The following is a 10,534-nucleotide window of genomic DNA, read 5'->3' on the forward strand; positions in this document are numbered from 1 at the left end:
AAGCGAATCAAGCACAAAACGCTTGGTTAAGTGCGGAACCGCTCTTGTATGCGGCTTGGAGACAGGCGACCACGAAAATTAACTTGCGATTAGGAGGACAAGTTCCTTCTTCCTTTGGGAAATTCCCAGAGTCAGAGCGAGTCGCAGCGAAAGTTCAAAATGCCAACACTAAGAACTTGGATGTTGTACCAATTTGGGAGAGCCAAGTGGAGGTTTCATCGCATTTTGAACCCCCGTCCCTTTAGGGCTGGGGTGGCTTCAGAACTCTATCTCCAAATCAGGGATAAAATTCTTGTTTCGTTCGTCTGGATAACCTCTAGGATTACAAATTACTCGCGTGCTTCCGAGCAAATAATCATGTTGACAGTGGATGTGCCCGTGTATCCATAAAGAAATACTAGATTCTTCAACAAATTTATCAAGGTTTGAGGCATAAGCAGCACTGAGAATATCATCTCGATCGCACACAGCTAAAGAGCGTTTACTTGGTGCATGATGGGTAATTACCACTATTTTGTTATTTTGGTTGTTTAACAGTTCTTCACCCAACCAGCGTAATGACTTATTATGGATGATTGCCGTATCAATAGACCGTAGTTTGCGATAATCGGGACTGACTCGAATTTTCCTGTAATCAGTCATTATTCGGGTTGCTTCATACCCAGCAATTTTAGGATCGCCAAACAAGCTAAAATCTGTCCATAACGTGCAGCCCAAGAATTTAATGTCGTTAATTATCAAGCTGTCATTCTCCAAAATATGGATATTCGTGCCTTCTGCCGATCGTTTGAGATCGTCAATATGTTTTGGAAATGCCTTTCCGTAGTACTCATGGTTACCTAAAACATAAATTACAGGCAGATCTGGAAAGTAATGTTTAGCCCAATCTACACCTTTTTTACCAACGTGAATATCCCCAGCTAGAATAATAACGTCTGCATTAGTTACCAAAGGGGTGAATTGCTCAAACTCTATATGTAAATCGCTGAGGATATGCAACTTCATTTTATTTCCTCTACCCCATTTCCATTCAAACTTTTATCTCGCCGATCGAATTCATCCAATAATTTAAAAAACGATTCAAAACCTGCCTTTTCATTAGCCAAATACAATTGTTGATATTTGCCGGATACCTATTAACTTTTTATCGCAGACAATATCTCGCTGTCCGTAGGCTCGACCGATCTTTTCCGATGGATATTCCCAGGCAGTCATTTGTCCCAATCTTAAGACATCATCTTTTATTCCAGTTCCCGAATACAAAGAAGGAACCCACAAATCGCCTTGAATTCCTCCTTTCATTTCGATGTATGCTGGCAACCAAATTGTATCTTGATAACCTTGTCTTTCTTGGAATTCAATTCGCTCGATCTGCTCAAAGGGAATCCAGAAATAGCCTTCGGGAATCACCGCTTCTAAAAAAGGCCCTAATACATCATCGGCATCGCGAATTTGCGTAAATTCTTCGCCATCCAAAATTCCCGATAATTTGGGAACTTCCTTCCAAGCTTCGTCGAGTAAAGCTTCCGCTTCTTCTATTCTCGATTCGCACAGCAGTCCCAAAGCATTGATAAATTTTGCACCGTAGGCGGGAGGTTCTTGCAAAGCTTGGGGTGCGCCTTGAAGTTGGCTCAAAAAATTGTAGCGCGATCGCTCGGCGTTGAGAATAGCGAAGTAGAACTCAGCAGCTTCCGATAATCTGGTATCTGCTAATGCTACATCGCGCAGTCGATCTTCTGCTGCATCGAAATCTTCCGCCAGCACAAGCAGTTCAAATAGAAGAAAGCTAAGGGAAGCGTTTTGAGAGTCTTCTGACACATCCCGGTAAGCTTGTGCGATCGCTTCTGTTAAATTACCTTGAATCAGCCAATCTTCGGTTTTCATTTATACTTAGTCCCCTTTGATAAAAAAAGCCTGACAGATATGTCAGGCAGTTTCTAACTTTCAGTAATTATGCTTCGCTGTTTAGTTTTGCGGAAAGCTGCTGACTGCTTGCACATTCATGCTAACTGCTGGTGCGGAAACAGGTGCGATCGCTTGTTGCAGGATCGGGGTACCCACAACCGAACTGTTAGCCAGCGTAAACAGCGGATTAGACAGAATTCCCGCCAACGAGGTAGCCAATAACATCACCACCAAACCCACTTGCAAAGGCCGCATACCGGGCAAATTCCAGCGAATTTCTGGATAATTCTGCACAGTTTCCGACATTTCTTGCGGTTCTTTCACTACCATCATCTTGACAACGCGGATGTAGTAGTAAATCGAGATAACGCTAGTCACTAACGCCAGCAACACCAAACCGTAAAGTCCAGCTTGCCAACCTGCCCAGAATAGATAAATTTTGCCAAAGAAACCGGCCAAAGGCGGAATTCCTCCCAAGGAAAGCAGACAAATGCTGAGTCCCAAAGTGAGGAGGGGGTCTTTTTGATACAAACCGGAGTACTCGCTAATTTGGTCAGTTCCCGTCCGCAGGGTGAACAAAATCACGCAGATGAAACCGCCCAAGTTCATGAACAGGTAAATCAGCATATAAAAGATCATGCTGGCATAACCTGCTTGAGTACCTGCAATCAAACCGATCATCACGAAACCGGCTTGCCCGATCGAAGAGTAAGCCAGCAGCCGTTTCATGCTAGTTTGGGCGAGGGCGACTACGTTACCCAAAACCATGCTGAGAATGGCGAGGGCGGTGAAGACAAATCGCCACTGATCGGTTACTAAGGGGAAAGCAGTTACCAGTAAGCGGATCGCAAGGGCGAAACCAGCTGCTTTGGAACCCACGGAAAGGAAGGCTACAACTGGAGTAGGCGAACCTTCGTAAACGTCAGGCGTCCACTGGTGGAAAGGTACGGCGGAGATTTTGAAGGCGATACCTGCGATCGCAAATACCAAGGCAATTACCAAACCTAAAGATTGACCGCTATCGCCTATACCGGATGCGATCGCACTCAAACGAGTTTCCCCACCCGACAAACCGTACAGCAAAGATATGCCGTACAGGAATATCGCCGAACTCGAAGCCCCAATCAACAGGTATTTCAACGCCGCTTCGTTAGAGCGAGGGTCGCGTTTGGTGTAACCTGTGAGCAGGTAAGAGGAAATACTGAGGGTTTCCAGCGCGATAAATATCGTTACCAGTTCGTCCGCCCCACAGAGGAACATACCGCCCAGCGTCGCGGTTAGCAAAATGGCGATAAATTCCCCCAAGGAAGTGCCAGATTGTTCCACGTAGCGGATGGACATCAAAATTGTCACCGCCGCCGATAAGGCAACGATACCGCGAAACACGATACTGAGGGCATCGCCGTTAAACTCACCCAGAAATGCGATGGGGTTATTGCTACCCCATTGAAAGTACAGGGCGAGGATGGAGGCGAAAAGTCCTGCGATCGCTAAATAGGGTGTCCAGCGTGCAGAAGTCCGCCCCACAATTAAGTCACCAATCAAGACCGCAATGAGGGTGATGATGACAATACCCTCTGGCCATATTGTGCCAGCATTTAGCTGGGCTGCTAGTTCAGCAAAACTCATAGATTGTATAACGATCGGCGATTAGGCATGGAAACAGGGACTTTTAACATTATTGAATATTATTACGTTTCCGGGTGTTTGTACTGCGATCTCCCCAATGCTTCTACGATCGCCAATTATCCAGTTTTAAACTGTAACCCAATCCTTGAATCCGCTGATAGTGCGATAAATTGCCCGTCACTAAAGTTAAATCGTTTTGTAGAGCAGTAGCAGTAATTATCGCATCAGCCAGACCAATTGGTTGTCCCGTTCTTTCCAAATCTCCGTAAATCCTTCCTGCCATTTCCGCAATCTGAGTTTCCACTATCAACACTTCCGCACTAGCAATAGCCGCCAAAAACTGCTGAATTCGGTCTTCCCGTTGAAGCTTAAGCCATCCTTTAACAACCTCAGTCACTTTGATGACAGAAATAGTGTACTGTCCAAATACATTCAGATAAGCGGTAGCTTTGGCTAAGACGCCCTGATTAATACGCTTGCGGCTTTCAGAAAAAATATCCGTGTCAAGTAGTGCTTTGTCCAAATTTTTGATTTAATGGATGTGCCGATCGATCTTTCATAATATCACCCATTATCTCATCAACCAATTCAGGTTCATCTTCCCACCCCCCCAGCAAAGGATACTTGTCCACTTCCGCCACAGCCATTTGCCTAACGGCTTCTACAATCAACTCGTCTTTTGTACAGTTGTGTACCTTTGACAACCAATTTACACGCGCCAGAGTTGCTTCGTCGATATCGAGTTCAATTTTTGCCATTTTGCTTACCCTTTGCTATCCCAATCCGAGGCAATTTTAGCTTACTTCAGAGGGTAACGCACCCTATTATACTTATGTTTGTACTGCAAATTCCTCTGGGTCGATTCCCCAATTTACCCATCGGATCGCCTCTCTAGCCGATCGCATCTTCGGCGGTACTCGCAAAGCGTAAATTTGTCCTGTACTCGGACAGGTCATTTTTAATAAAAAAATACCATCGTATTCAAAATAATGATGTAATTTCAATAGAGTGTATTCCTGCCAAGAATCTATTTCATTAACTCGCAACTCTTGACACATTTTTGCATAACCAATTCCTGGCATTAACACTCGTCTGACTTCAACGTTTCCTTCTTGTAACAGCCATTGGGCTTGCCACTGATGCGGGTGCAGTTTCCCATATTTTTCAGGTAACATTACACCGCGATAAAAGTACAAACTATATCCATCCGCAAACTCAATTGCTGCTTCTCCTTCTGCGTGGAGGCGATTTTGATTATCGAAGGATACTTTTATGGGTCGTTCCCAGACAATATCGGTCTTTTCAAAATCCCACCAGCGCCAATGGCTTAATAGCTGACGAAATGCTCCTTCTTGCTTTTGCTCACAAAGGAAATTTAGGATGGAAATAGAAGCAACAGCTTCCCTCGCTGATTTAAAGTCGTGAGGCAACTCTAAAAATTCAATTTTTCCAGTGCTAGGAGAGGTTTTTCTTAAAAGGTCAATTTTTTGGTAATTTATCTTCACATTTAAGATGGTGTATTCCAGCCAATTATCTATTTCCGTAGCAGGCCATCTTTCGCATATTCGTGCGTAGCCAATACCCTGTATCAGCGCTCGACGAATCTCGTTTTCTTCCTCCTCTAAAAGCCATTCAGTTTGCCACTGATGCGGGTACAATTTTCCGTATTTTTCAGGTAAGGTTACGCCGCGATAAGAGTATAAGTTGTATCCATCAGCATACTCGATGGCTGGTTCTCCTTCTGCATGAAGAAGATTTCGATCATCTAAAGATAGTTTGATGGGTCGATCGCACAAAATTGCTATATTTTTAAAGGGTGTAAACCACCCACAATCTTTAACTATCAACTGGAGCGCTTCCCATTTAGCGCGATCGCAAGTGCAATTCAAGACAGAGATACAAAAGTCATAAAAACAGATAGAACCAGCCAATGTTTCTGGTGTGATAGAGAGTTTCAATACCTCTTCTAGCGGAGTACGTTCTGTACTGATATTCATTTCCGAGCGGTTTATCTGTTCGCTCGTATATAAATACTCTCTACTGTACAATTGGCTTTCCATTTGATTGTAGAGTTGCCGCTCTATTTGAAACAAATTTTTACTTACTTCATATCTTAACTCTCTCTCAAGTAGCCTATATAATTCTCTTCCTACTTGCTTCTCTATCTGTCCTTTTAAAACGATCCACAATTGCCTAATCAAAGGGCTGCGTCTCGACATTTCCTCCATATACTGTTTGTGCAGTAGAGTTTTTACTCCTTTTTTCGAGAGATTTTGCAGCCTAGAGTCTAACTTACCAAAACCTTCGTAAGGACTATCGTAAAACATCAAACGAGGTTTATACAAACCAATTGCCGCGTATGCTGCATCTATTGCTTCTGCGGCTTTTTCGCGGTCAATTGGTTCCGTGTAAATAGCTATTTTTCGCCACTTTTCCACATAAACTGGAATTAGCGCCTCTTGCTCTGGTGTCAGTTCGGTTATTTTGCTTTTCGACATTTCAGGTTTCCACTGAAAATTTCTCTGGTGTAATTCCCCAATTCACCCAGCGAATTGCTTCTTTCGCCGATTCAAAGTTAGGAGGTACGCGCAATGTATGAATCATTCCCGTACTCGGACAGGTCATTTTTAGCAAATAAATTGGTTCCACATCGATATTATTATCAATTTTTAGTAAAGTATATTCTCGCCAATCATCCAATTTAGTAAATTCCAACTCTTGACTAATTCTGCCGTAACCTATCCCTTGAATCAGCACGCGCCGAATTTCGGCATTTTCCTCAGATAATAGCCATTCAGCTTGCCATTGATGGGGGTGCAAAACGCCGTATTTTTCAGGTAAAGTTACACCGTGATGGGAGTATAAGCAATAACCATCGCCAAACTGTACGGCGGGTTCTCCTTCTGCATGGAGACGATTTTGATTATCAAAATATAATTTTATCGGTCGATCGCTCAAAATGCAAATATCTTCCCACAGGTAAATCCAACTACAATGCTTCACCAAAGATTGAAATACCGACCAAATATTTTCTGCGCGATCGCACCTTAATATCGAAATACAAAATTCCAGCCAACTCGCCTCACTTACCCATAATTGCGGCTCTATGCAGTTGACAAATTGGCTATTTATATGCTTTTGCAGTTGACTGCGTAATTGGTCGTGCATTCGACTCCCCAGTCCGGGCTCAAGTTTGTGCCATAACTGATTGCTCGTGCGTTCACCTATTTGCAGTCTCAGTTGCAGTCGTAGCGGTCGGTACAAATAATTTATAACTTCAATACTCGAAAGCGCCTTATCAGTTTTGGGGGCAATTTTCATTGCCGCATAAGGACTTTCGCAGAAAACTATTTTAGGTTCCTTTTTCCCCATCAGCTCGTAGACCGATCGCACCGCTGCTGCGGCTTTTTTACGATCGAGCCGTTTGGTAGAAAGAGCGATCGCTCTCCACTTTTGGCGAATTATCGGAATCAAAGCTTCTTGCTCTAGGGTAAGCTTCTCAATCCTAGTTGGCGACATATGGCCAGACCTGCCCCAATATTTAATCACAATCAATTCATGTTTCCACAGAAAATTCTGCCGGGTCAATTCCCCAATTCACCCAGCCAATTGCTTCCCGTGCCGATCGCATATGCGGCGGTACGCGAGTGGCATGAATATATCCCGTGCTAGGGCAAGTCATTTTCAACAAATATATCGGCTCCACATCAACATCGCTATCAATTTTTAATAGAGTGTATTCCCGCCAAGAATCCAAATCTTGAGCTTGCAATTCTTGACAAATACGCCCGTAGCCAATCCCCTGAATCAACACACGCCTCAGTTCGGCGTTATTTTCTTCTAACAGCCATTCTGCTTGCCACTGGTGCGGGTAGATGCTGCCATACTTTTCCGGCAATCGCACACCGCGATAAGCATACACCCTGTATCCGTCGGCAAACTCAATTGCCGGTTCCCCTTCCGCGTGGAGGCGATTTTCGCTATCGTAACGCATCTGACGGGGACGATCGCAAACTAGACAAGCCCTCTCCAGGGGAAACACCCAACCGCAGTCTTGGACTAAAGATTGCAGCGCCGACCACTTTTGTCGATCGTAATCGCAATTGAGGACAGAAATGCAGAAATCGATCGTATCTATAGAAAGCGCCTGCATATTGCGAATTACACCGGACACAAGTGCCCATCCACTTGCTATTCCCAACAACGACGAGTGCCAATCTTGTTGCCATTGTTGGATTGCAGGTAAGTTTGCCAGCGGTTTCCACAGGGTTTCTTCCAATTGTCTGGAAAGCGGCTCACCCATCTGCATCCACAAAAAATCGCCAATTTGGGAGATAAACTCTCCACCTGGCTGTTCCAGCAGATGTTCCCGCATGGATGCTTGCTGTTGCTCCCACATTTGCTGGAGCAGTCTATCCTGCCACTCCAGCCAGAGCTGTCCCAGCAATTCATCTTGTCTGGGAATCACAAAATCTGGCAATGCCAACAGCAACAGAGAAAAGCGATCGTGAGATGATTCGGATTGCAATTTCTGCCAAAGTTCCGCTTGGATCTGATGCTGAATGCGATCGCACAGTTGCGTTGGCAACCACGTCAACAAAGGAGCCCCGAATTCCTGCGCTAATTGATGAGCAGATTTTTCCCCCACCAATTCCCCAAGTGCGGCGGGACTTGACAAAAAGCGAATTTCGGGCTCTGGTTTGCCCATTGCTGCATAGGCAGCTTTGACTGAATGGGCAGCTTTTTGGCGATCGATCGGCTCAGTGGAAAGGTCAATACCTCTCCACTTATGCCGATAAACAGGAATCAAAGCTTCTTGCTCTGGAGTCAGCTTCTCAACTTTAGTCGGCGACATACCGCCATCCCGCTGGTTCGTATTCCCGCTGAATCCTCACCATCCAGTTACCTTGGGGAATGGAAATCTGCTTATGCTCTTCGTGAGTTAAGATTGCTTCTTTGGAAAGCACGCGCAGATAAAGAGTACCATCCCGCTCTAATAACTCAGCTTCTCCCTTGCTAATGCGGTGAGCGTGTCCCGTCACCTCACCCTCTGCCAACGTTAAGTGAGGTAGTTTTTTCCCTTCAGCTTGCTGCGCTGGCAGTAAAATCACATCGCCTTGTCGAATCGGTTGCATTGGCTCTCTCCCAAAACACATCAAAGTTTGGATACAGCTGGCTGTTCCTTCTACCCAGTCGGCAGTTCTCCGCTAGATAAAAATTTAGTTTGACTTATCAATGATTATACGCTATGATTCCGACCCTTCCCAAATCACCTTTTTGCTTGATTTTAGCGGGTGCGGTCATACAACCGTTGTCAGCCGATACCAAATCCGGGTCTGCTACCCCCTTTTCCCCCTTCCCCAAAAATAACGGAAGCAGATTTGGTATGAGTGAGGTACGGAGAGCGGCTTATATCGGTAAATACGTACCTAAGTATTAAGAATCATAAAGTATTTACGAACTGTTTCAAGACTTCTTGACACTTTTGTGAAGTCTCAGTTAAGTTGGATTCGTAATTTTACATACCCATAAAAATTTCAGTAAAAATCTAGTTCTAGGGATACGTATTTTTAAGGGTATGTAGAAGCGAGAGAACCAATCTGCTCGCCAAATCGAAAACTTACAGGCACTAATTCCCTGCCGCCAACAGCGGCAAAAGAGCATTCTTTGAGCGACTAGACAGCTAATTATCAAAGGTTACTTTGATATGTATGGCTTGTTTGCTTAGATTGCTGCCACAGATGAGAGCTACCAGCAGGACGTAGAAATCTGCGATCAATCCTAATGTCGAGCGACGATCGCAATCGGCAATTTGCGATTATCGAAATTACACTTATGGCTGGAATTTCGCACCTAATAATTTCAAAATTTGGCTTTTTAAAACCTGAAAAGCTTATCCAAAAGCTATTTTTCTAAAAGCGGTTGGGTAGGTAAGGTTTTGATGCCGCACGAGCTGATGATGGGGGTTACAACCGTCAGTACAGCGATGTGTTCATGCACATCAAGCATTAAAAAAGTGAGTACTTGGTTTGAGCAATATGCAGAATTACCTGCGTAATTCTGTTTAATTGCCAAGTAAGCGCTCGGTTTTTTAGTGTTTTTCAACTGAAAACATATCAATGAAGAGGTCAAAAATGGAAACCGACAAGCTATCTAATCAAGACATTTTGAATTCCGATCTCCTCGACGAAGCTACATCTACTAAAAACGAAAACCAAAAGTCTGGATCTGGCTCCAGAGACGACGTATCAACCCCTCGCGAAGACTTGTTAACAGGTAAAACGCCAAACGATACCCGCTTTACAGGACTGAAATACGAATCGCTACCGAGGGAACTTTCCGAACAATTAAAATATGCAGTTATTCGGGCTTCCGATCTCACAAACTACACTCGCGAAGAACTGGCTGCAACTGACAAATGGATAGTAGGTTTATCAGACGTAGGAACTTCTCGGAACTTAGCACCCAGTCTGGGAGCCAAGCAAGTGCAATCTACCGGCTATATTCCCAATACTTACGTATGGCAATTTAGCGCACGAAGCGATGCCAATGCGATCGCCAAACAGTTACAATCCCTAGAAGGCGTTACCTTTTTCTATCCCTTAGTACCGCGCCAGCAGCAGACGCGCTCTGCCGACAGCAAAGAAACCAAAGACCCGCGCTTCATTCCCAACGATCCCCTCTTCACCCAGCAGTGGCACCTGAAGAACACCGGTCAAACTGGCGGTACTCCCGGAGCAGATGCAAACGTAGAAACAGCTTGGAACACAGTCAAAGGAGAAGGTGCGGTCATCGGTATTGTGGATGATGGATTGCAATACACCCACCCAGATCTAAACCCCCAGTACCAAGCAGCCTACAGCTACGACTTCAACTTTAACGACCCCGATCCTTCACCTGAACCGTGCAGGAAGCCCCTGGCTTTAGACATGGGGATGAATGCACCTGGCGATTTTAATCGCCGTCAAGTACCGGGCTTCCACTTCTGATTTTCAATATA

At 44.7% G+C, this 10,534-nt stretch carries 11 protein-coding genes; 2 read left to right on the forward strand and 9 right to left on the reverse strand.

Annotated elements, in window-relative coordinates; all coding sequences use genetic code 11:
* Positions 1-245 (forward strand): hypothetical protein (locus tag H6G03_RS35860; protein WP_190464960.1); only part of this gene is annotated, 245 nt, incomplete at its 5' end.
* A gap of 13 nt (positions 246-258) precedes the next feature.
* On the opposite strand, the gene H6G03_RS35865 is transcribed toward H6G03_RS35860, so the two are convergent.
* The 9 genes from H6G03_RS35865 to H6G03_RS35905 all read right to left on the reverse strand — a co-directional run bounded on the left by H6G03_RS35865 (position 259) and on the right by H6G03_RS35905 (position 8,669).
* Positions 259-1,005: a metallophosphoesterase gene (locus H6G03_RS35865; RefSeq protein WP_190475484.1), complete on the reverse strand. Its 747-nt coding sequence runs from the start codon at positions 1,003-1,005 to the stop codon at positions 259-261.
* Positions 1,006-1,098: 93 nt separating this feature from the next.
* A complete protein-coding gene (locus tag H6G03_RS35870) occupies positions 1,099-1,884 on the reverse strand; it encodes a type VI secretion system accessory protein TagJ (RefSeq protein ID WP_190475486.1) in 786 nt (261 codons plus the stop codon).
* A gap of 81 nt (positions 1,885-1,965) precedes the next feature.
* A complete protein-coding gene (locus tag H6G03_RS35875; RefSeq protein WP_190475488.1) occupies positions 1,966-3,534 on the reverse strand; it encodes an NAD(P)H-quinone oxidoreductase subunit N in 1,569 nt (522 codons plus the stop codon).
* A gap of 103 nt (positions 3,535-3,637) precedes the next feature.
* Complete coding sequence (locus H6G03_RS35880) at positions 3,638-4,057, reverse strand: PIN domain-containing protein (RefSeq protein ID WP_190475490.1); 420 nt, start codon at positions 4,055-4,057, stop codon at positions 3,638-3,640.
* The gene (locus H6G03_RS35885) at positions 4,038-4,292 is read right to left on the reverse strand and encodes a hypothetical protein (protein ID WP_190475491.1); all 255 of its coding nucleotides are present in this window, start codon (positions 4,290-4,292) and stop codon (positions 4,038-4,040) included. The genes H6G03_RS35880 and H6G03_RS35885 overlap by 20 nt, the downstream gene beginning before the upstream one ends.
* 72 nt (positions 4,293-4,364) lie before the next feature.
* On the reverse strand, positions 4,365-6,032 hold the full coding sequence (locus tag H6G03_RS35890; protein ID WP_190475495.1) for a DUF6745 domain-containing protein: 1,668 nt from the start codon (positions 6,030-6,032) through the stop codon (positions 4,365-4,367).
* Between the two features lies 1 nt (position 6,033).
* Complete coding sequence (locus H6G03_RS35895; RefSeq protein WP_190475497.1) at positions 6,034-7,053, reverse strand: DUF6745 domain-containing protein; 1,020 nt, start codon at positions 7,051-7,053, stop codon at positions 6,034-6,036.
* 37 nt (positions 7,054-7,090) lie between these two features.
* A complete protein-coding gene (locus H6G03_RS35900) occupies positions 7,091-8,389 on the reverse strand; it encodes a DUF6745 domain-containing protein (protein WP_190475499.1) in 1,299 nt (432 codons plus the stop codon).
* The gene (locus H6G03_RS35905) at positions 8,376-8,669 is read right to left on the reverse strand and encodes a hypothetical protein (RefSeq protein ID WP_190475501.1); all 294 of its coding nucleotides are present in this window, start codon (positions 8,667-8,669) and stop codon (positions 8,376-8,378) included. Before H6G03_RS35905 ends, H6G03_RS35900 begins: the two co-directional genes overlap by 14 nt.
* A gap of 999 nt (positions 8,670-9,668) precedes the next feature.
* Between H6G03_RS35905 and H6G03_RS35915 the strand changes: the two genes are divergently transcribed.
* Positions 9,669-10,523 (forward strand): S8 family peptidase, encoded by an 855-nt coding sequence (locus H6G03_RS35915; protein ID WP_190475503.1) that lies wholly within the window; start codon positions 9,669-9,671, stop codon positions 10,521-10,523.
* Positions 10,524-10,534: the final 11 nt, after the last annotated feature.

It is taken from the genome of Aerosakkonema funiforme FACHB-1375 (assembly GCF_014696265.1).
In the GTDB taxonomy this organism is placed as follows: domain Bacteria; phylum Cyanobacteriota; class Cyanobacteriia; order Cyanobacteriales; family Aerosakkonemataceae; genus Aerosakkonema; species Aerosakkonema funiforme_A.

Coding starts and splice junctions, on each gene's coding strand:
- H6G03_RS35865 (WP_190475484.1), bottom strand. CDS start 1,005: ATGAAGTTGCATATCCTCAGCGATTTACATATAGAGTTTGAGCAATTC.
- H6G03_RS35915 (WP_190475503.1), top strand. CDS start 9,669: ATGGAAACCGACAAGCTATCTAATCAAGACATTTTGAATTCCGATCTC.
- H6G03_RS35900 (WP_190475499.1), bottom strand. CDS start 8,389: ATGTCGCCGACTAAAGTTGAGAAGCTGACTCCAGAGCAAGAAGCTTTG.
- H6G03_RS35885 (WP_190475491.1), bottom strand. CDS start 4,292: ATGGCAAAAATTGAACTCGATATCGACGAAGCAACTCTGGCGCGTGTA.
- H6G03_RS35870 (WP_190475486.1), bottom strand. CDS start 1,884: ATGAAAACCGAAGATTGGCTGATTCAAGGTAATTTAACAGAAGCGATC.
- H6G03_RS35905 (WP_190475501.1), bottom strand. CDS start 8,669: ATGCAACCGATTCGACAAGGCGATGTGATTTTACTGCCAGCGCAGCAA.
- H6G03_RS35890 (WP_190475495.1), bottom strand. CDS start 6,032: ATGTCGAAAAGCAAAATAACCGAACTGACACCAGAGCAAGAGGCGCTA.
- H6G03_RS35895 (WP_190475497.1), bottom strand. CDS start 7,053: ATGTCGCCAACTAGGATTGAGAAGCTTACCCTAGAGCAAGAAGCTTTG.
- H6G03_RS35875 (WP_190475488.1), bottom strand. CDS start 3,534: ATGAGTTTTGCTGAACTAGCAGCCCAGCTAAATGCTGGCACAATATGG.